Origin of the sequence: Allorhizobium sonneratiae (assembly GCF_023700755.1) — a bacterium.
In the GTDB taxonomy this organism is placed as follows: Bacteria; Pseudomonadota; Alphaproteobacteria; order Rhizobiales; family Rhizobiaceae; genus Allorhizobium; species Allorhizobium sonneratiae.
Map to the genome: position 1 here is coordinate 44,017 of NZ_JAMKOJ010000008.1, position 20,633 is coordinate 64,649.

Consider the following 20,633-nt stretch of genomic DNA (forward strand, 5'->3'; position numbering starts at 1 on the left):
CTCTATGGTTTTTATATTTGCCTATCCTGCCCGAAAATGACTACAAGTTCCAGACCGTGCAAGGGATGGAACGGCATTGCCCACCATGTTTTGCACGTCCTGCGTGTTCTTGCCGTGGTGTGCCGATGTTATCCGGTGCATGGGCAGGGCAGGCAGCAATCAACGCTATAACCTTGTGTGTGAATGATATGATGACTGCCATCGCCTTTTTGCGCCACCGTCTTTCCACACCGGCCCGCCTTGCCGCCACGGGTCTGGTTCTGGCGCTTGCCGGCTGTGCTGCGACACACTATCCGACGCCGGCACTTGCGCCGTCTTCCTACGTGGACAAGGACGGCTATCCGGAGTTTTCAAAGCCGATCACCGCCGCAAACCAGCAGATGGGCAACAGCGCGGCAAAGACGATGCAGGACAGGCTGACGGCACTTGCGGGTCTGCATGACAGTGGCAAGATCAGCGATCAGGAATACAAACGCCGCCTCAAGGCGATCAAGGATGCCAAAGACGCCAGCCAGTAAGGACTGTCTTCTTTGATCTTGCCAGAATAAAATCGTTTTTCTGCCCCATTGCGGATGAGACAAAGCTCTTCAACCGAATCCGGTTTGAAGTTAGACTGTGTCGAATATGCTGATACCCCCGCTTTGTCCGATCCGTTTGCGGGGTCAAACACGATGATAACGGATCGCCCGCGGCAGCGTGTCTGCCGTTCAACGAGGTCTGAGATGGAAGAGTTTCATAAAGTCCGGCGACTGCCGCCCTATGTTTTCGAACAGGTCAACCGTTTGAAAGCCAGCGCGCGCGCCGGGGGGGCGGACATCATCGATCTCGGCATGGGCAATCCCGATCTGCCGACACCGCAGGCTGTCGTCGACAAGCTCTGCGAAGTGGTGCAGGATCCGCGCACTCATCGTTATTCCTCCTCCAAGGGCATTCCGGGCCTGCGCCGCGCCCAGGCGGCTTACTATGCCCGCCGTTTCAATGTGAAGCTCAATCCGGATACGCAGGTCGTCGCCACGCTGGGCTCCAAGGAAGGCTTCGCCAATATGGCGCAGGCGATCACCGCACCGGGCGATGTGATCCTGTGCCCTGATCCGACCTATCCGATCCACGCTTTCGGCTTCCTGATGACCGGCGGTGTCATTCGCTCCATTCCGATCGAGCCGGATGATAGCTTCTTTCCGCCGCTGGAAAGGGCTGTGCGCCATTCGATCCCGAAACCGCTGGCGCTGATCATCAACTATCCGTCCAACCCGACGGCGCGGGTTGCCTCGCTCGATTTCTACAAGGACGTGATTGCCTTTGCCAAAAAGCACGACCTGATCGTGCTCTCCGACCTTGCCTATTCGGAGATCTATTTCGACGGCAATCCGCCGCCATCCGTTCTGGAAGTGCCGGGTGCGATGGATGTGGCGGTGGAGTTTACCTCCATGTCGAAAACCTTCTCCATGCCCGGCTGGCGCATGGGCTTTGCCGTCGGCAATGAGCGGCTGATTGCAGCGCTTGCGCGGGTAAAATCCTATCTCGATTACGGCGCCTTCACACCCATTCAGGTGGCCGCAACTTATGCGCTGAACGGCGACGGTTCCGATATTGCCGAGGTGCGCAATGTCTACAAGCGCCGCCGCGATGTGCTGGTGGAAAGCTTTGGCAAGGCCGGTTTCGAGGTGCCGCCGCCGGCGGCCACCATGTTCGCCTGGGCGAAAATCCCGGAAAAATTCCGCCATCTCGGCTCGCTGGAGTTTTCCAAGCTTCTGGTGGAAAAGGCCGATGTCGCCGTGGCACCGGGCATCGGCTTCGGCGAGCAGGGCGATGATTATGTCCGCATCGCGCTGGTCGAGAACGAGCACCGCATCCGTCAGGCCGCGCGCAACTTGAAGCGCTTCCTGTCTTCGGCGGAAGATACGCTGCACAATGTCATTTCGCTCAACGCCCACCGTTGAGGTCTCTTCCGGACGGTCCGCCCGGACCGTCCCTTTATCGATAAAAGCATATCAGGATTTTCTCATGGCTGATGCCTTAAAGATCGGCATTGCGGGGCTTGGCACCGTTGGCGCGTCGCTGGCCCGCATTCTGCAAACCCGCATGGATGCACTCACCGTTGCCTGCGGCAGACCCATTGCCATTACCGCGGTCAGCGCTCGCGACAAAGACAAGGATCGCGGGTTCGATCTGACGGGCATTGCCTGGTTTCACGATCCGGTGGAGATGGCGGAAAAGGCCGATATCGATGTTTTCGTCGAGTTGATCGGCGGGGCGGAAGGTCCGGCCGAGCGCTCACTGCGCAAGGCGTTGAAGCGCGGCCTGCATGTGGTGACGGCCAACAAGGCGCTTCTGGCGAAACACGGCGTCGAACTGGCAAAGCTTGCCGAGGAAAAGGGTCTGCTGATCAATTATGAAGCGGCGGTGGCGGGCGGCATCCCGATCATCAAGACGCTGAGAGAATCGCTCACCGGCAACAGCTTCTCGCGCATTTACGGCATCATGAACGGCACCTGCAATTACATCCTGACACGGATGGAAAAGGAGGGACTGAGCTTTGCCGATTGCCTGAAGGAAGCCCAGCGTCTCGGCTATGCCGAGGCCGATCCGACCTTTGATATCGAAGGCAATGACACGGCTCACAAGCTGGCGATCCTGACCACGCTTGCCTTCGGCAACCAGATTGCCGCCGACGAAATCTATCTCGAAGGCATCAGCAACATCACCATTGAGGATATTCAGGCCGCGCGCGATCTCGGTTACCGCATCAAGCTGCTCGGCGTGGCGCAGAAAACGGCGAGCGGCATCGAACAGCGTGTGCATCCGACCATGGTGCCGGTCAATTCCGTCATCGCCCAGGTGGATGGTGTGACCAATGCTGTGGCGGTGGAATCCGATATTCTCGGCGAGCTTCTGATGGTCGGGCCCGGTGCCGGTGGCAATGCCACGGCCTCTGCCGTGCTGGGCGACATTACCGACATCGCCAAGAGCCGCCCCGGTGCACAGCGCGTACCGGTGCTGGGTCGCCCGGCGCATCTGCTGGAGGCCTATTCCCGAGCCAAGATGAAGCGGCATGAGGGCGGCTATTTCATCCGCCTGACCGTGATGGACCGTACCGGCGTCTTTGCCAGCATCGCCACGCAGATGGCGGAGAACGGCATTTCGCTCGAATCCATCGTCCAGCATTCCGGCTCTGGCGCATCGGAAAATGCCAAGACGATCATTCTCGTCACCCATGCGACCATGGAAGGCGCGGTGCGCAAGGCGGTTGCGGCCATCAAGGAAGAAGGCTATCTGCTGGGCGAGCCGCAGGTGATCCGCATCGAGCGGCCGAAATCCGTTTGATGATCCCGAGAGGCCATGCTGGAACCTGCCGATCCCGTTGACCGCGCCTTTCTCAATGTGGAAACCTCTGCCAGCGGGCAGCGCTGGGTGGCGCGGCTCGATCAGGCCGGGCTTAACCGGGCGCTGGCCATGGCACAAAGCCAGGGCCTGCCGGAGCTGATCGCCCGTGTGCTTGCAGGGCGCGGCGTCGGTGTGGCCGAGGCGAAGGCCTTTCTCGATCCCACCCTTCGCGCTCTGATGCCCGATCCCTCGACGCTGACCGATGCCGACAAGGCTGCGGCACGCCTTGCAAGGGCCGTCAGACAGGGTGAAAGACTGGCGATCTTCGGCGATTACGATGTGGACGGTGCCGCCTCTTCGGCCCTGCTTTACCGGTTTCTGCGCCATTTCGGTGTGGAGAGCGAAATCTATATTCCCGACCGGATTTTTGAAGGTTATGGCCCGAATGCCGCCGCCATCGGCCAGTTGATCGAGCGCGGCGCGGAACTGATCGTGACCGTGGATTGCGGCTCGACCAGCCATGAGGCGCTGGCTGAAGCGCATCGGCGCGGTATCGATGTGGTGGTGATCGACCACCACCAGATGGGCCATGAGCTGCCGCCCTGCCATGCGCTGGTCAATCCCAATCGCAGCGACGATCTCTCCGGCCAGGGACATTTATGTGCGGCGGGCGTTGTGTTCATGGTGCTGGTCGCAACGCTCCGGCAGTTGAGGGAGGGTGGGCATCCACAGGCCCGCTCGCTCGATCTTCTTGCCTTTCTCGACCTGGTGGCGCTGGCCACGGTCTGCGATGTCGTGCCGCTCAAGGGGTTGAACCGCGCCTATGTGGTCAAGGGGCTGATTGCCGCGCGCCATCAGCAGAATGCCGGGCTTGCCGCACTCTTCAAGGTGGCGGGCATTGGCGGGCCGGTCACGCCCTATCATTTCGGTTTTCTCATCGGTCCGCGTATCAATGCCGGGGGACGCATCGGCGATGCCGCCCTTGGCAGCCGCTTGCTGACCATGGATGACGCCCATGCGGCCGAGGCCATTGCCACGCAGCTCGACGAGCTGAACCGTCAGCGTCAGGCGATGGAGGCGGCGATGCTGGCCGAGGCCGAGGCCGAAGCCATGGCCGAATATGGCACGGGCGAAACGGCGTCGGTGATCGTCACGGCGCGCGAAGGCTGGCATCCGGGCATTGTCGGGCTGCTGGCGGCAAGGCTCAAGGAGCGGTTCCAGCGTCCGGCCTTTGCCATTGCCTTTGATGCGATGGGCAAGGGCACCGGTTCCGGTCGCTCCATTCCCGGTTTCGATATGGGAAAAATGGTGCGTGCCGCCGTCGATTCCGGTCTGCTGGTCAAGGGCGGCGGCCATGCCATGGCGGCGGGTCTGACGGTGGAGCGGACAAAGCTCGGTTCACTCAGAAGCTTTTTCGACGATCAGTCGCGCGAAACCGTGATGACGCTTGCCGCCAATCGCGCCCTGAAGATCGACGGGGCGCTGGGCGCATCGGGCGCCACGCTTGCTTTGATCGATCTTCTCGAAAGTGCCGGTCCCTATGGTTCCGGCCATTCGCAGCCGATTTTCGCCGTGCCTGCCCATCGCATCCGCGACAGCCGGTTGATCGGTACCAATCATGTCAAGGTGACGCTGGAAGGGCCGGATGGCAGCCGGCTCGAGGCCATTGCCTTTCGCGCCGGGGAAACGCCGCTTGGCGATCTGCTTTTGTCGCGTCGGGGCGAGGCGGTTCACGTGGCAGGAACCTTGGGCGCAGAGCTTTGGCAGGGCACACGGCGCATTCAGCTGCGCATCATCGATGCCGCACCAGCGCTGTGATGCACATATCTTGAACGCGACAAGATGATGATTACATGATGGTGGAAATTAATGGCACGCCCTAGGGGAGTCGAACCCCTCTTTTCAGAATGAAAATCTGACGTCCTAACCGATAGACGAAGGGCGCGTGTTGTGGCGCCCTTATAATGGCGCTCTGCTGGGCTGGCAAGCGGCTTGCGACAATTTTTTGACAAGTCTTGGTTTTTGAAGGGGCTTCTTTCTTCATGCTGTTGTTTTGGCCGATATGTATCATCTGACGTGATGGTCACACGTTGATTTTACCATCCGTTTTGCAATCCGGATGCCGGTTTCCGGCGTATCGAGATTATTCTTTCGTCGCTGTTTGCACTTTTTTGGATTTGGCGCATTGTTGTCGGTGAAGGCTGAGCGGGCTTCTGACAAGCTTCGGGCAGGACTTCATGGGCAGAGTGGATGAATGGTGCAACGAAAGGGCGAAAGAGGCCGTAGACAAACCCAAAGCCTGAGGTGGCAGGCTTTGCAGATGCTGGCGGAAGAGTTGATCTTCCGGGGTTTTTCGAGGGCTTAGCGCAATTCTGTTTGCACTGCGTGGCGAGAGGCTTAAAATCGCGCCAAAATGCACTACCTTATGCTTTTGAGAGGTCGGGCGGGGATTCGCCAGGGCATAAGGACCAGACCTCGGGAGAATGGACGGACATGATCGCTAAACCGATCGTCATGCAGGCACAACAGACAAACGGAGATGGCCCGGGACGGGGTACCTCCGTCATCACACGCACGAAGCCAAAGACAAAAAAACCAAACCTGTATCGCGTTCTTCTTCTGAATGACGATTACACACCCATGGATTTCGTCATTCATATTCTGGAGCGGTTTTTCCAGAAAGACAGAGAAGCAGCAACCATCATCATGCTGCATGTGCACAACCACGGGGTAGGGGAATGCGGCGTCTTCACCTATGAGGTCGCTGAAACCAAGGTAAGCCAAGTCATGGACTTCGCGCGGCAGCACGAACACCCGCTGCAATGCGTCATGGAAAAGAAATGAGGATCTGACCGTGCCAACATTTGCTCCGAGCCTGGAAAAGGCCCTCCATCAGGCACTCACTTATGCCAACGAGCGGCATCACGAATATGCGACGCTCGAACATCTGCTGCTGGCCCTGATCGACGATTCCGACGCCGCCGCCGTCATGGGGGCGTGCAATGTCAATCTCGACGCTTTGCGCAAGACCGTTACCGATTATGTCGACAATGAACTGTCCAATCTGATCACCGGCTATGACGAGGACTCCAAGCCGACCTCCGGCTTCCAGCGTGTCATCCAGCGGGCGGTGATCCATGTGCAATCTTCCGGTCGCGAGGAAGTGACCGGGGCGAATGTGCTGGTGGCGATCTTCGCAGAGCGCGAAAGCCATGCCGCTTATTTCCTGCAGGAGCAGGAAATGACCCGTTACGATGCCGTCAATTACATCTCGCATGGCATCGGCAAGCGCCCCGGCGCTTCGCAGACCCGCACGCCGCGCGGGGCCGAAGACGAGACGGAAGCGCCCAAGCCCGCCCGCGAGCAGGAAGAAGGGGCCGCCAAGAAGCAGCCGGATGCGCTGAAGGCCTATTGCGTCAACCTGAACGAAAAGGCCAAAAATGGCCGGATCGATCCGTTGATCGGCCGCAATGACGAGGTCAATCGCACCATTCAGGTTCTGTGCCGCCGCTCGAAGAACAATCCGCTTTATGTCGGCGATCCCGGTGTTGGCAAGACGGCCATTGCCGAGGGGCTTGCCAAGCGCATCGTTGAAGGCAAGGTGCCGGAGGCGCTTGCCGATGCGACAATCTTCTCGCTCGACATGGGCACGCTTCTGGCCGGAACCCGCTATCGCGGCGATTTCGAAGAGCGGCTGAAGCAGGTCGTCAAGGAACTGGAAGACTATCCCGGCGCGGTGCTGTTCATCGATGAAATCCACACCGTCATCGGTGCCGGCGCCACCTCCGGCGGGGCGATGGATGCCTCCAACCTGTTGAAGCCGGCGCTTTCCTCCGGGGCAATCCGCTGCATCGGTTCGACCACCTACAAGGAATATCGCCAGTTCTTCGAGAAGGACCGGGCGCTGGTGCGCCGCTTCCAGAAGATTGATGTCAACGAGCCGTCGATCGATGATGCTATCGAAATCATGAAGGGGTTGAAGCCCTATTTCGAGGAATATCACAAGCTTCGCTATTCCAACGAGGCGATCAAGACGGCGGTGGAGCTTTCGGCCCGCTATATCAGCGACCGCAAACTGCCGGACAAGGCGATCGACGTGATCGACGAGACGGGGGCGGCGCAGATGCTGTTACCGGTGTCGAGACGGCGTAAGCTGATCACTGAAAAGGAGATCGAGGCCACCATTGCCACCATGGCACGCATTCCGCCCAAGACCGTCTCCAAGGATGACGAGATGGTGCTCGCCAATCTGGAGCAGGAATTGCGCTCGGTCGTTTACGGTCAGGACAAGGCGATCGAAGCGCTGTCCACCTCGATCAAGCTGGCGCGTGCCGGGCTTCGCGAGCCGAACAAGCCGATCGGTTCTTATGTCTTCTCCGGCCCGACTGGCGTCGGTAAGACAGAAGTGGCCAAGCAGCTTGCCGCTTCGCTCGGCGTGGAACTGCTGCGCTTCGATATGTCGGAATATATGGAACGGCATACGGTTTCGCGCCTGCTCGGTGCCCCTCCCGGCTATGTGGGTTTCGATCAGGGCGGTCTCTTGACCGATGGCGTCGATCAGCATCCGCATTGCGTTGTGCTGCTGGACGAGATCGAAAAGGCCCATCCCGACATCTACAACATCCTGTTGCAGGTGATGGATCATGGCTCGCTCACCGATCACAACGGCAAGAAGATCGACTTCCGCAATGTCATCCTGATCATGACCACCAATGCCGGAGCGAGCGAAATGGCCAAGGCCGCCATCGGCTTCGGCTCGTCCAAGCGCACGGGTGAGGATGAGGAGGCGCTGAACCGCCTGTTCACCCCGGAATTCCGCAACCGTCTGGATGCGACCATTCCGTTCGCGCCGCTGCCGACCGAGATCATCCATCAGGTGGTGCAGAAATTCGTCATGCAGCTCGAAGCCCAGCTTTCCGAGCGTGGCGTGACCTTCGATCTTGCACCGGAAGCGATCGAATGGCTGTCGAAGCGTGGTTATGACGAAAAGATGGGGGCCAGGCCGCTGTCGCGCGTCATTCAGGAGCATATCAAGAAGCCGCTGGCCAATGAGATCCTGTTCGGCAAGCTGCGCAAGGGTGGTGTCGTCAAGGTGGGCGTCAAGTCCGGCGAGGACGGCAGCGAAGAGCTGGCGCTGGAAGCGATTGCCGATGAAGGGCGCGTCAAGCCGAAGCCGGAAACCGAGGTGCAGGCTGAAGAGCCTGATGACGGCGAAGTGATGGCCAAGCCGCGCGCCAGGCCGAAAAAGGCCAAGGCGGAGCCGGAGGTCGAGGCTGCTGCATCGAAGAAATCATCGGTTCCCAAGGTGCCGAAAAAGAAATAAGACATAGATGATATCTCTTATGATGCCGGGTTTTTAAAAAACCCGGCATCATTCTTTCTGGAAGTTCTTCATGAATGCCCCCTCCCTGTCCGAGGCAGAGACGGTCTCCGTCTCCAGACTGAAATATTTCCTTGCCGGTATGCGTGGGATTTTCAGCCTGCCAGCCTTCATTCTCATGACCTCCTTCATTGGTTTTAGCGCCTTTGCCGCCGAAAGCGGTATTGCGCGCAACGAAGCGATGTTCATGACCTTTATCATCTGGGCCTTGCCGGCCAAGCTGATCCTGGTCGGCATGATGTCGAGCGGAGCGAGCCTTGTTGCCTGCTTCATCGCCGTGACGCTCTCATCGATCCGGATGATGCCGATGGTGGCGTCGCTGGTGCCGGAAATGCGCAATGACAAAACGCCGACCTGGCTGCTGATCATTCTGTCGCATTTCGTCGCTGTCACCGCCTGGGTTTATTCGATGGGGCAGTTCAAATATGTGCCGCGTGTCGCCCGCACGGCCTATTTCGCCGGGTTTGGCATCACGCTGGTCACGGTCAACACGCTGCTTGTCGGCTTGTGTTACGGGCTGGTGACGAAGTTTCCGCCGCTGGTCGCGGGCGTGCTGTTTTTTCTGACGCCGATTTATTTCCTGACCTCGATCTGGGCGACAGGACGCCAGAGCGTGGTGAAGATCGCTTTCGTCATCGGGGTGTTGGCCGGGCCTTTGCTGGCCGTGCTGATGCCGGGTTTCGATATTCTGGTTGCCGGGCTTGGCGGCGGAACAGTGGCCTATCTGATCGACCGGTTCTTCATTCGCGGTCGCAAGGCCATCGCCAACAGGGAGACGGCGGCATGATCGACCATTACTGGCCCTATGTGGTGATCATCATTGCCGGATGGATGGCAACTGATGTCTGGCGCACGCTCGGCGTCATTGCCGGTAACCGGCTGAAGGAGGGCTCCGAGGCGCTTTACTGGGTGCGGGCAGTGGCGACGGCTCTGGTCATGGCGCTGACCGCCAAGCTGATCGTCTTTCCAAATGGTGCGTTGGCCGCATCCCCCTTATGGCTGCGGCTTGCCGCCGCCGCCATCGGCTTTATCGCCTTCCTGCTTGCAGGCCAGCGCATCATTGTCGGCGTGACGGTGGCGCTGGCGTTGCTGGCGCTGGGGCTCGTCTGGTTATGACAGGCAGGCCCTGATCTTTTCCGCATGGGCGGTGAGGGTCTCGATCTTTTCCATACTGCCGCTATGCGGCTTCAGGCCCACGCCTTCATGGCGGGGAATGACGTGGAAATGCAGGTGAAACACCGTCTGCCCGGCAGCCGGTTCGTTGAACTGAGCGATATAGACACCATCAGCCTCGAAAGCCTGCTTGACGGCGATGGCCAGTTTCTGCACCACCGGCATCAGCCTGGCGAGAACGACGGGATCGGCATCGAGAATGTTGCGCGATCCCTGTTTCGGGATAACCAGAAGATGGCCCGGCGCCTGCGGCATGACATCCATGAAGGCAAGCGTATCCTCATCCTCATACAGCTTGACCGAGGGAATGATCCCCTTCAAGATTTTGGCGAAAATATTCTCAGGATCATAGGCCGGAACGGTCATGGACATCTCCTCATTTGCCGTTGATGTATAACGGGTGAGGGGCGCGACGCAAGCCTTCAGCCATCCTGCTCTTCACCCTCCCGCTGCTGCCGCTCGCCCTTGCGGAAGGGGGTGTGGCCGCCGAGATAATCGCCCATATGTTCCACCTCGCGTCGTTCTTCCTCCAGATAGGCGGCAACGGCGCGGCGCAGGCCCGGATGGCTGATGAAATGGGCGGAATGGGTGATAACGGGCTCATAGCCGCGCGCCAGCTTGTGTTCGCCCTGGGCGCCAGCCTCGACCTTTTTCAGCTTGTGGGCAAGGGCATAATCGATCGCCTGATGATAACAGACCTCGAAATGCAGAAAGGGGTGATCCTCGATACAGCCCCAGTGACGGCCGAAAAGCACTTCCTCGCCGATAAAATTGATCGCGCCGGCAATATAGCGACCATCGCGTTTGGCCATGACCAGCAGAATGTCGTCGGCCATGCGCTCGCCGATCAGTGAATAGAAATCGCGCGTCAGATAGGGGCGGCCCCATTTGCGACTGCCGGTATCCATGTAGAAGGCGTAGAACTGGTCCCAGATGGCTTCCGTCAGATCCTTGCCGGTCAGCCAGTCGATGGTGATACCGTTTTGCAGCGCCGTGCGGCGCTCCTTGCGCAGGTTCTTGCGTTTGGAGGATGACAGTTCGGCAAGAAAGGCTTCGTGATCGCCATAGCCGCGATTGATGAAATGAAACTGCTGGTCGGTGCGGTGCAGAAAGCCCGCTGTCTCAAAGGCGCCAAGCTCGCTTTCCGGCAGAAAGGTGACATGGGCGGAAGAGATGCCGAGCCTTTCCGTTGCCTGTGAAAGCCCTGCGGCAAGGGCTGCATGACCGCTGGCGGGATCGATGCCCTCGGCCAGCATGATCCGCGGACCGGTGGCGGGGGTGAAGGGAATGGCGGATTGCAGTTTGGGATAATAATCGCCGCCTGCTCGTTCATAAGCATCGGCCCAGCCCTGGTCGAACACATATTCGCCCTTGCTATGGCTCTTGAGATAGCAGGGCAGCGCCCCTAGCAGCACACCGTCCTCATCCTCCATCAGAAGATGATGGCCAAGCCAGCCGGTTCTGGCGGTGGCCGATCCCGATTCTTCCAGAGATGAAAGAAAGGCATGGCTGTTGAAGGGATTATAGACGCCGCCCGGCCTGTTGCGGGCAGCGCCTGTGAGCCTGTTCCATCCGTCGGCATCAATCTCCTTGAAAGATTGCACGACCTTGATGGTCACATCGCCACTCATGGTTCGTCCTTATCCGGCTTCGCGCGGATCGAAGCCCTCGAATGTCATCTGGTCAGCATAAGTATAGGTGTGCTTCCGCATGATTTCATCCCTGACGGTCCAGGTGATCACCGGAATGTTTTTCGCCCGCTGTGCTTCGATGAAGCTGTTGGGCAGATGCGCGACGCAGTAGGAAATGAAATCGAGACCGTATTGCATGGCCTCGTCATGGGCAAAGAAGGTTTCCGGATTCACGCCTTCGGCGGTGAGGCCGACCGGATAGGGGCAGTTGAGCGCCTTCAGCTCTTTCAAAAGGTGATGGTCGAAACTCATCAGCGCGACCTTGCCCTGATAGCCGGAGAGAGCCTCCAGCACATCCTCGACAAAACCTTCGTCATCGTCCTTTCGGCCCTTCAGTTCGATGATGAGCGGCACCTGCCCCCTGACCAGATCGAGCAGGTCTTTCAGCCTTGGCACCTTGTCCTTCGTGCCGCCGATGGAGAGAAGCTTCAGTTCCGCTGCGGTTTTGGCGCGCACATCGCCGGGAATACCGCAAAGCCGCTGCAGGTCGTCGTCGTGAAACACCACCGGCACGCTGTCTGTGGTATATTGCAGATCGCATTCAATGGCAAAACCGGCTTCGATGGCACGGGCGGCGGCTGAAAGCGTGTTTTCCCACACGGTCTTGTTCATGTCGTGCAGGCCGCGATGGGCAACGGGCACGTCCTTGATCCAGTTTGCGTCGATCACAGGCGGATCTCCATGATGGCGTCCACTTCAACGGCGGCATTGAGCGGCAGTGCGGCCATGCCAACGGCGGCGCGGGCATGTTTTCCGGCATCGCCCAGAACATTGGCGATCAGGTTGGACGCGCCGTTCATCACCAGATGCTGCTCGGTGAAATCGGGGGCGGAGGCGATGAAGCCATTAAGCTTGACCACCCTGACGATGCGTTCCAGATCACCCAGCGCCGCTTTGGCCTGGGCAAGGATGTTGATAGCGCAAAGCTCGGCAGCACGCTGGCCATCCGCGAGCGAGACATCCTTGCCGAGAAGGCCGGAAACTGCAATCTTGCCTGCTTCGAGCGGCAATTGACCGGAAAGATAAAGCAGATTGCCGCTGATGACATAGGGAACGTAATTGGCCGCCGGCGCTGCGGCGACGGGAAGAAGGATGCCAAGGGCGTTCAGTCGGCTGTCAATGCTGTCGGACATGAGTTTTCCCGCGGATTGGATTGATGAAACGTGGTGATAAAGCTGAAGGCAAAGCAGGCAATGCCTCGCTTTTGACACGGCTGGTCTTATAGAGCATCGGACCGAAAAGTGTGAAGCGGTTTTCGGATGATCCGATGTGCAGGTACAAACCTTATAACATTGTGCCAATTCAAACTTTCTGCACGATGTTATAGCATCAGTCGGTGCGGATAACAGGAGAATATGCATGGCGCAGGCGAGCTTGGCCCTGGTAATGGCGTTGACGGCAAGCACGATTGTGACGCCGGGCAGGGAGGCTGCGCAGGCAATCCGGCTGCAACCGCATCGCGCCGTCTACGATGTGACGCTGAAGAAGGCGACGGACCAGTCCGGTGTCGAGGATATGAGCGGGCGGATGGTCTATGAATTTTCCGGCTCCGCCTGTGCGGGCTACACGACGAATTTCCGCTTCGTCACCAAGGTCGATACCGGCGATCAGGTGAATATAACCGATCAGCAGATCCGGACATTCGAGAATGTTCTCGCCCATCGTTTCGACTTTGAAACCAAATCCTATACCGATGACAAGATCGACCGGAACATCAAGGGGGCTGCTGTCATTGGCGCGCAGGGGCTGAAGGTGGATCTGCTGGAACCGCAAAAAAAGCAGTTGACGCTTGCGGCGGCGCGTTTTCCCACCGAACATATGATCGACCTGTTGCGCAAGGCCGAAAGCGGTGGCCATCTGTTTCAGGCGCGTGTCTTTGACGGCACCGAAGACGGCGACAAGAGCTATCTGACGACCACGGTGATCGGCCCTGCCGGGCGTTCGGGCAAAAAGGGCGAACTGCTGCCCGATCACCGCTATTATCCGGTGTCGATCGCCTATTATGATGACAGTGTCTCTGGCGGCGATCAGGTGCCGAGCTATACCCAGACCTTCGATCTCTATGATAACGGTGTGACGCGCAATCTGACGCTGGATTACGGCGATATCGTTCTGACCGGAAAGCTGTCGAAGCTGGATCTTCTGCCTGAACCTGCCTGTGATCAGCAGCAATGAGGATGTCGCCGCAAAGCGAGGGAAAATATCCATCCTTTCGGTGATTTTTTCTTCCAAGCCTTGATTTACTGTGAAAATCGCTATAAGGCGACCCCCATTCCACACGTGGTGCTTGGGATTGGCCGGGAGACATCCGGCCCGTTCCGCCCGGTGGCGGCCTGATAAGTCGCTGTTTGCACTGCGGAGGTTCAACCGGAAAAGGAGTTCCAAGGCATGGCTTTGCCTGATTTTACCATGCGTCAGCTGCTGGAAGCCGGCGTTCACTTCGGTCACCAGACCCATCGCTGGAACCCGAAGATGAAGCCCTATATCTTCGGCGACCGCAACAACATCCACATTCTCGACCTGACCCAGACGGTTCCGATGATGAGCCGCGCGCTTCAGGTTGTTTCCGACACCGTTTCGCGCGGTGGCCGCGTTCTTTTCGTCGGCACCAAGCGTCAGGCCTCCGATCTGGTTGCCGACGCCGCGAAGCGTTCGGCCCAGTATTACGTCAACTCCCGCTGGCTCGGCGGCATGATGACCAACTGGAAGACCATTTCCAACTCGATCCAGCGTCTGCGCAAGCTCGACGAAATCCTCAACAGCGAGGCTCAGGGCTATTCCAAGAAGGAACGCCTGAACCTTGAGCGCGAGCGCGAAAAGCTGGACAAGGCTCTCGGCGGTATCCGCGACATGGGCGGCACCCCCGACCTGATGGTGATCATCGACACCAACAAGGAAAAGATCGCTATCGACGAAGCCAAGCGTCTTGGTATTCCGGTCGTTGCCGTGATCGATTCCAACTGCGATCCGGACCTGATCGACTATCCGATCCCGGGCAATGACGATGCATCGCGCGCTATCGCTCTTTACTGCGATCTGATCTCGCGTGCTGCCATCGACGGCCTCGCCCGTCAGCAGGGTGCTTCGGGCCGCGATCTCGGTGCTTCCGTTGAAGCCCCGATCGAGCCTGCTCTGGTAGACGGCGCTGAGGCTTGATCGATAGCGGAATGGTCTGACCATTCCCAAGACATGCGCGGGCCGCCGGCAGCATCTGGCTGTAAGGCGGCCTGTTTCATTCAGGCAAGTGATTTCTCTTGTGTCCAGGAAACAAGAAAATCCGTTTTTTAAAACAACTGGCCTGTTCTGTCGCGTGATGAAGACGGGTTTCATCACGCTGTAACAGTTTCGGGTACAACTCGTGCCCGGCTTGGGTGCCGCCCGCACTGCGGGGTGATTCCCTCAGATGCGCTTGGCTGCGTGCCCCATGAACTCAACAAGAGGCAAACAATGACCGAAATCACTGCTGCAATGGTGAAGGAACTGCGCGAAAAGACCGGCGCAGGCATGATGGATTGCAAAAAAGCTCTGGCCGAAACGGCTGGTGATATGGAAGCCGCCATCGACTGGCTGCGCGCCAAGGGCATCGCCAAGGCCGACAAGAAGTCGGGCCGCACCGCAGCGGAAGGCCTGATCGGCATCGCCAGCGCCGGCACGACGGCTGTTGTCGTTGAAGTCAACTCCGAAACCGACTTCGTTGCCCGCAACGATGCCTTCCAGGATCTGGTGCGCGGCATTGCTCAGGTGGCCCTGACCACCGACGGTTCGGTTGAGGCTGTTGCTGCCGCCGCCTATCCGGCCACGGGCAAGAGCGTTGCCGATTCGCTGAAGGATGCGATTGCCACCATCGGCGAAAACATGACGCTGCGCCGCGCCGCCCAGCTCAAGGTCGAAGACGGTGTCGTTGCTACATACGTTCACAATGCCGTCACCGACGGTCTTGGCAAGCTCGGCGTTCTGGTGGCTCTGAAGTCCACCGGCAACAAGGATGCTCTTGCCGCCATCGGTCGTCAGGTCGCCATGCATATCGCTGCGACCAACCCGCTGGCTGTTCGCTCCGAGGAAGTGGATGCCGCCGTTGCCGAGCGTGAGCGCAATGTGTTCATTGAACAGTCCCGTGCTTCGGGCAAGCCGGACAACATCATCGAAAAGATGGTGGAAGGCCGTATGCGCAAGTTCTTTGAAGAAGTTGCTCTTCTGTCGCAGGCTTTCGTCATCAATCCCGATCTGACGGTTGCTGCAGCGCTGAAGGAAGCCGAAAAGGATGTTGGCGCGCCGATCGAAATCACCGGCATGGCCCGTCTGCTGCTTGGTGAAGGCATCGAGAAGGAAGAAACCGACTTCGCCGCTGAAGTGGCCGCTGCCGCCAAGGGCTGATTTCGATAACCAGCGCTTATGTTGGGATAATGCAGGGCATCGCGTGACAACGCGGTGCCCTTCGTGTATCGGGCATGTGTAAATGACAGACCCACGAATTGCGGGCTGTCATTAGAGCATCCATTTTCGTTCGTCCGCATCTGCCGGGGCCGTTCTTCCGGCTCGCTCATGCCTGAGGAGAGACCATGACCTCCAAGCCACTCTACAAGCGTGTTCTGTTGAAAGCCTCCGGTGAAGCGCTGATGGGCGCGCAGGGCTTTGGCATCGATGTCGCCGTGGCCGATCGCATTGCCGGCGATATCGCCGAGGCTCGCGCCATGGGCGTCGATGTCGGTGTCGTTGTCGGTGGCGGTAATATTTTCCGCGGCGTCGCCGTCGCCTCCAAGGGCGGCGATCGGGTAACCGGTGACCACATGGGCATGTTGGGCACGGTGATCAACGCGCTGGCGCTGGCCACCTCGCTGCGCAAGCTCAATATCGATACAGTGGTCCTGTCCGCGATTGCCATGCCCGAAATCTGCGAAAGCTTTTCCCAGCGCGTGGCGCTGCATCATCTTGCTCAGGGCCGTGTCGTGATTTTTGCCGGCGGCACGGGCAATCCCTTCTTCACCACCGATTCGGCTGCCGCACTGAGGGCCGCGGAAATGGGGGCCGAGGCGATCTTCAAGGGCACACAGGTCGATGGCATTTATTCGGCTGACCCGAAGAAGGATCCGCACGCCACCCGTTTCGACCATCTGACCCATGACGAGGTGTTGAGCAAGGGGCTCGCTGTCATGGATGTTGCCGCCGTGGCGCTTGCGCGGGAAAACCAGATCCCGATTATCGTGTTTTCCATTCATGAAAAGGGTGGGTTTGGTGAGATTCTGGCAGGTGGCGGCGTAAAAACCATCGTCAGCGACAATTGACAGAGCCGGCATTTCCCGGTTTTGAAGGCATATGGCCGAAATTTATGGAGAATCTAGCATGACTGCAGGGGTTGACCTCAACGATCTGAAGCGTCGCATGGATGGCGCGATCCAGGCTTTCAAAAACGATATTGCTTCGCTCAGAACCGGGCGCGCCTCGGCGAATATTCTCGATCCGGTGACCGTCGAAGCCTATGGTTCGCGCTCGCCGCTGAATGCCGTTGCCAATATTACCGTTCCCGAGCCGCGCATGTTGAGCGTGTCCGTCTGGGACAAAACCATGGTGGGTGCGGTGGATCGCGCCATTCGCGAATCCAATCTCGGTCTTAATCCGATCATGGATGGCCAGACGCTGCGCATTCCTCTGCCCGAACTCAACGAAGAACGGCGCAAGTCGCTGGTCAAGGTTGCGCATGGCTATGCTGAAAATGCCAAAGTCGCCATTCGTCATGTGCGACGCGACGGTATGGAAGGCCTGAAAAAAGCCGAGAAAGATGGCGATATCGGCAAGGACGATGCGCGCAGTCTTTCTGAAAAAGTTCAGAAAATGACCGATGATAACATTTCTGATGTCGATCGTTTGCTCGTTGAAAAAGAAAAGGAAATCATGCAGGTCTAACGCATCCGGCGTTTCCTGAATATTCGGGATCGCACCCTTGCTTTGCCGGAGCATGTTCTCTTGCCTGCTGCATGCTTTCTGAAACCGGAATCGGTTTGGGGAATAAATTATGCAGCAGATATAAAGTTTTACAGCGAACCTCCGTGCGCCATAATATTGCGCATGGCGCTGTAATAGGCTTTAAGCCGGGCGGAACATGTTCTAGCATCTGCTTAAGATCTTCGCCTTTCCCCAGCTGCAATCCGTTTGCGGGACCTGATATGACCACGCACGAAAGACAAGCCGGCCTTCCGGACCATGTTGCCATCATCATGGACGGTAATGGCCGTTGGGCGAAGGCACGCGGACTGCCGCGCAGCTTCGGTCATCATCAGGGCGTGGGCAGTGTTCGCGATGTCGTGCGCGCAGCTGGCGAGGTCGGGGTGCGTTATCTGACCCTTTTTGCCTTTTCCTCTGAAAACTGGCGTCGGCCCGAGGCCGAGATCAACGATCTTTTCGGTCTGTTGAAGACCTTTATCCGTCGCGATCTGGCGGAACTGCGCTCCCGTAATGTCCGCGTCAGGGTGATTGGCGAGCGCACAACATTAAAGCCCGATATTCTGGCACTCCTTTGTGAGGCGGAAGACAGTACCTCCGGCAATACTGGCATGACCTTGGTGATCGCCTTCAATTATGGCGCTCGCAATGAGATCACCCGGGCTGCGAAGGCTGTCCTCGATGATGTCTTGTCCGGCAAACTGGCAGCTTCGTCTGTGTGTGAGCAGGAGATCGCTGCACGTCTCGATACACATGACATGCCTGATCCCGATCTCATCATCCGGACCAGCGGTGAAGAGCGGCTTTCCAATTTCCTGCTCTGGCAGGCGGCCTATGCGGAACTGATGTTCGTGCCGGAATACTGGCCTGATTTCGGCGCAGAACAATTTCTGGCGGCGCTGTCACGATATTCCGCCCGCAGTCGTCGGTTTGGTGGACTCCAGCCAGCCGCGGCCGGTGCGGAGACGTAATGGCATGAGCAAGGAACTGCAGCTGCGAACACTCTCATCCATCGTCATGCTGATTGTGGTTCTTATCGCCACATTCATGGGCGGTATGGCGTTCAGGCTGCTTTCCGTCGTTATCGGTGTGGCGGTCTATCTCGAGTGGAGTGAGATTACCCAGAAAGACAACAGTACGCTTCGGGCCAAAACCGTTGGCTGGATGGTCATAGTGGTGCTGGCTTTCAATCTTGTTTTGGGCGATTCGTCCTTTAGCCTGCCAATTCTGGGGGGCTGCGGCCTAACGCTTATTCTGCTTGCTTTGTTGCGCAAGCTGAACTGGTGGCTGCCAGGCGGCGTTTTTTATGCTGGTCTGTGCATGGTGTCACTGACCTCCATTCGAGGTGATGATGCCCTCGGCTTCGTTGCCATGCTGTTTGTTTTTGTCATCGTCTGGAGTACCGATATCCTCGCCTATTTCATCGGTAGAGCCATTGGCGGACCAAAGCTTGCGCCACGTATTTCGCCCGGCAAAACCTGGTCTGGCGCCATTGCCGGTACGATTGCTGGCATTGCTGGTGGCTCTATCGTCGCATTTGGATTTTTCTCCAGTGTGGGTTGGTGGATTCCGCTGCTTTCGCTCGTTCTGTCCGTATTTTCTCAGATGGGGGATTTGTTTGAATCCTTTATCAAACGTCGCTTCGGGGTTAAGGATTCCGGTCGGCTTATTCCTGGCCATGGCGGCGTCATGGACCGGGTGGACGGGTTGCTTGCTGCCTCCGCTGCCGCTTTTATCATTGCCTGCTTCATGGCGGCCGGCGCAGCACCTGATATGGATTCGCTCGGCAGACTGTTCTTCGGTCTTGGCGGTTAGGAACGGACCCTGTAAGCTGGTCAGGACATTGCGATAGAGCTTATTATCGGCTTAAATATCGCCTAATGCGAAGTATGCGGTCGGGCTTATCCGGCGCAATGACAACCACAGGGCGGAACAGACACGATGATTCACATGCTGACGGGATATCTGATCCCCTTTATCGTCGTGCTGTCCCTGATTGTTTTCATTCATGAAATGGGACATTATCTGGTCGGCCGTCTGTCTGGTATCAGGGTTCTGGCCTTTTCACTGGGCTTTGGTCCGGAACTGATCGGTTTCAATGACCGGCATGGCACACGCTGGAAACTCAGCGCCATCCCGCTTGGCGGCTATGTACGGTTTTTCGGTGATGCCGATGCCGCCAGCACGACGGATGCCGAGGCCTATGCGGCGCTTTCACCGGAAGAAAAGGCGCAGACCCTGAATGGTGCGGCGCTGTGGAAACGGGCTGCCACGGTGGCCGCCGGTCCGATCTTTAATTTCCTGCTGGCGATTGCGATATTTTCCGCGACCTTCTTTCTCTACGGACGGGCCGTATCAGACCCGATTGTTGCAGAGGTGAAGGCAGACAGTGCCGCCGCAGCGGCAGGCGTTATGCCGGGGGATGTGCTCTCCGCGCTCGATGGCGAGAGGATGACGACCTTCGAGGACGTTGTGCGATATGTCAGCCTCCGTCCGGGCGTTCCCATTGCCGTAACGCTGAAGCGGGGCGATAAAGTCATTCATGTGACGATCACACCCCGCCCGACAGAGGTTAAGGATCGATTCGGTAATGTCTCCGAAGTCGGCCAGATCGGGGTGATCACCACGGCCAGTGTCGGCAAGTTTCGTGTGGAAAAACTGAACCTTGGTCAATCCCTCGTCGAAGGTGCACGGCAGACTTGGTCGATTGTGACCAGCACGGTGGACTATCTGCGCGGCTTGATTGCCGGTCGCCTGAGCGCCGATGAGTTGGGTGGGCCGATTCGGGTGGCGCAGGCCTCCGGCCAGGTGGCGACGCTAGGCATTGGCGCGTTGCTGCAACTGGCGGCGGTCCTGTCCGTCTCGATTGGCATGATCAATCTGATGCCTGTTCCGGTTCTCGATGGCGGCCACCTTATGCTTTACCTGCTGGAGGCTTTTCGCGGTAAGCCGGTCAGCGCCCGCGTTCAGGATATCGCCTTCCGGATCGGTTTTGCCATGATTCTCGGCCTGATGGTCTTTGCGACCTGGAATGATATCAGCCGTTTGATCGGCTGAATTTTACGCATTCGGCCGATACTGGCCCGATGGTTCAGGAAACAGGTAAAAGACAGTGTAAGTGAGCCGTG

20 protein-coding genes and 1 tRNA gene are annotated in these 20,633 nt (G+C 58.3%); 16 read left to right on the plus strand and 5 right to left on the minus strand.

The window, feature by feature from the left end; genetic code table 11:
• The first annotated feature begins 188 nt into the window (after nucleotides 1-188).
• The 4 genes from NAC44_RS14910 (at nucleotide 189) to recJ (ending at nucleotide 5,142) form a co-directional block, all read left to right on the plus strand.
• Nucleotides 189-518 carry an SHOCT domain-containing protein gene (locus tag NAC44_RS14910; protein ID WP_250942011.1) on the plus strand — a complete coding sequence of 110 codons (330 nt, stop codon included), beginning with the start codon at nucleotides 189-191 and terminating at the stop codon, nucleotides 516-518.
• Nucleotides 519-722: 204 nt separating this feature from the next.
• A complete protein-coding gene (locus NAC44_RS14915) occupies nucleotides 723-1,940 on the plus strand; it encodes an LL-diaminopimelate aminotransferase (RefSeq protein ID WP_250942013.1) in 1,218 nt (405 codons plus the stop codon).
• A 64-nt stretch (nucleotides 1,941-2,004) separates the two neighbouring features.
• Nucleotides 2,005-3,324, plus strand: a complete 1,320-nt coding sequence (locus tag NAC44_RS14920; protein ID WP_250942016.1) for a homoserine dehydrogenase — start codon at nucleotides 2,005-2,007, stop codon at nucleotides 3,322-3,324.
• A 15-nt stretch (nucleotides 3,325-3,339) separates the two neighbouring features.
• Entirely contained in the window at nucleotides 3,340-5,142 is a 1,803-nt protein-coding gene (gene recJ / locus NAC44_RS14925; RefSeq protein WP_250942018.1) for a single-stranded-DNA-specific exonuclease RecJ, read from the plus strand.
• Between the two features lie 52 nt (nucleotides 5,143-5,194).
• On the opposite strand, the gene NAC44_RS14930 is transcribed toward recJ, so the two are convergent.
• Nucleotides 5,195-5,269 (minus strand) — tRNA-Glu (locus NAC44_RS14930).
• A 548-nt stretch (nucleotides 5,270-5,817) separates the two neighbouring features.
• Here NAC44_RS14930 and clpS point away from each other — a divergent pair.
• The 4 genes from clpS to NAC44_RS14950 all read left to right on the plus strand — a co-directional run bounded on the left by clpS (nucleotide 5,818) and on the right by NAC44_RS14950 (nucleotide 9,820).
• Nucleotides 5,818-6,168, plus strand: coding sequence for an ATP-dependent Clp protease adapter ClpS (clpS, locus tag NAC44_RS14935; protein ID WP_250942020.1), 351 nt, complete (start codon nucleotides 5,818-5,820; stop codon nucleotides 6,166-6,168).
• Nucleotides 6,169-6,178: 10 nt separating this feature from the next.
• Nucleotides 6,179-8,647 (plus strand): ATP-dependent Clp protease ATP-binding subunit ClpA, encoded by a 2,469-nt coding sequence (gene clpA, locus NAC44_RS14940; protein WP_250942021.1) that lies wholly within the window; start codon nucleotides 6,179-6,181, stop codon nucleotides 8,645-8,647.
• A gap of 70 nt (nucleotides 8,648-8,717) precedes the next feature.
• The gene (locus NAC44_RS14945; protein ID WP_420839956.1) at nucleotides 8,718-9,491 is read left to right on the plus strand and encodes an AzlC family ABC transporter permease; all 774 of its coding nucleotides are present in this window, start codon (nucleotides 8,718-8,720) and stop codon (nucleotides 9,489-9,491) included.
• On the plus strand, nucleotides 9,488-9,820 hold the full coding sequence (locus NAC44_RS14950) for an AzlD domain-containing protein (protein ID WP_250942023.1): 333 nt from the start codon (nucleotides 9,488-9,490) through the stop codon (nucleotides 9,818-9,820). The genes NAC44_RS14945 and NAC44_RS14950 overlap by 4 nt, the downstream gene beginning before the upstream one ends.
• On the opposite strand, the gene NAC44_RS14955 is transcribed toward NAC44_RS14950, so the two are convergent.
• From NAC44_RS14955 to NAC44_RS14970, 4 genes are read right to left on the minus strand one after another with little or no spacing between them, the layout of a single operon-like run.
• Nucleotides 9,815-10,243 carry an HIT family protein gene (locus NAC44_RS14955; protein ID WP_250942025.1) on the minus strand — a complete coding sequence of 143 codons (429 nt, stop codon included), beginning with the start codon at nucleotides 10,241-10,243 and terminating at the stop codon, nucleotides 9,815-9,817. The two genes, NAC44_RS14950 and NAC44_RS14955, sit on opposite strands and share 6 nt — an antisense overlap.
• 56 nt (nucleotides 10,244-10,299) lie before the next feature.
• Nucleotides 10,300-11,508 carry a GNAT family N-acetyltransferase gene (locus NAC44_RS14960; RefSeq protein WP_250942027.1) on the minus strand — a complete coding sequence of 403 codons (1,209 nt, stop codon included), beginning with the start codon at nucleotides 11,506-11,508 and terminating at the stop codon, nucleotides 10,300-10,302.
• Between the two features lie 9 nt (nucleotides 11,509-11,517).
• A complete protein-coding gene (locus tag NAC44_RS14965) occupies nucleotides 11,518-12,237 on the minus strand; it encodes a glycerophosphodiester phosphodiesterase (RefSeq protein WP_250942028.1) in 720 nt (239 codons plus the stop codon).
• Entirely contained in the window at nucleotides 12,234-12,701 is a 468-nt protein-coding gene (locus NAC44_RS14970; RefSeq protein WP_250942030.1) for a RidA family protein, read from the minus strand. Before NAC44_RS14970 ends, NAC44_RS14965 begins: the two co-directional genes overlap by 4 nt.
• Nucleotides 12,702-12,927: 226 nt before the next feature.
• Here NAC44_RS14970 and NAC44_RS14975 point away from each other — a divergent pair, with 226 nt between their 5' ends.
• The 8 genes from NAC44_RS14975 to rseP all read left to right on the plus strand — a co-directional run bounded on the left by NAC44_RS14975 (nucleotide 12,928) and on the right by rseP (nucleotide 20,562).
• Nucleotides 12,928-13,743: a cell envelope integrity EipB family protein gene (locus NAC44_RS14975; protein ID WP_250942032.1), complete on the plus strand. Its 816-nt coding sequence runs from the start codon at nucleotides 12,928-12,930 to the stop codon at nucleotides 13,741-13,743.
• A gap of 213 nt (nucleotides 13,744-13,956) precedes the next feature.
• A complete protein-coding gene (gene rpsB / locus NAC44_RS14980; protein ID WP_250942034.1) occupies nucleotides 13,957-14,724 on the plus strand; it encodes a 30S ribosomal protein S2 in 768 nt (255 codons plus the stop codon).
• Nucleotides 14,725-15,015: 291 nt separating this feature from the next.
• Nucleotides 15,016-15,942, plus strand: coding sequence for a translation elongation factor Ts (gene tsf / locus NAC44_RS14985; protein ID WP_250942037.1), 927 nt, complete (start codon nucleotides 15,016-15,018; stop codon nucleotides 15,940-15,942).
• Between the two features lie 185 nt (nucleotides 15,943-16,127).
• Entirely contained in the window at nucleotides 16,128-16,850 is a 723-nt protein-coding gene (pyrH, locus tag NAC44_RS14990) for a UMP kinase (protein WP_250942038.1), read from the plus strand.
• 58 nt (nucleotides 16,851-16,908) lie between these two features.
• Entirely contained in the window at nucleotides 16,909-17,469 is a 561-nt protein-coding gene (gene frr, locus NAC44_RS14995) for a ribosome recycling factor (RefSeq protein ID WP_250942039.1), read from the plus strand.
• Nucleotides 17,470-17,729: 260 nt separating this feature from the next.
• Nucleotides 17,730-18,476, plus strand: coding sequence for an isoprenyl transferase (locus NAC44_RS15000; RefSeq protein ID WP_250942040.1), 747 nt, complete (start codon nucleotides 17,730-17,732; stop codon nucleotides 18,474-18,476).
• A 4-nt stretch (nucleotides 18,477-18,480) separates the two neighbouring features.
• On the plus strand, nucleotides 18,481-19,320 hold the full coding sequence (locus tag NAC44_RS15005; RefSeq protein WP_250942041.1) for a phosphatidate cytidylyltransferase: 840 nt from the start codon (nucleotides 18,481-18,483) through the stop codon (nucleotides 19,318-19,320).
• Between the two features lie 126 nt (nucleotides 19,321-19,446).
• Nucleotides 19,447-20,562 carry an RIP metalloprotease RseP gene (gene rseP / locus NAC44_RS15010; RefSeq protein ID WP_420839958.1) on the plus strand — a complete coding sequence of 372 codons (1,116 nt, stop codon included), beginning with the start codon at nucleotides 19,447-19,449 and terminating at the stop codon, nucleotides 20,560-20,562.
• The last annotated feature ends 71 nt before the right edge of the window (nucleotides 20,563-20,633 follow it).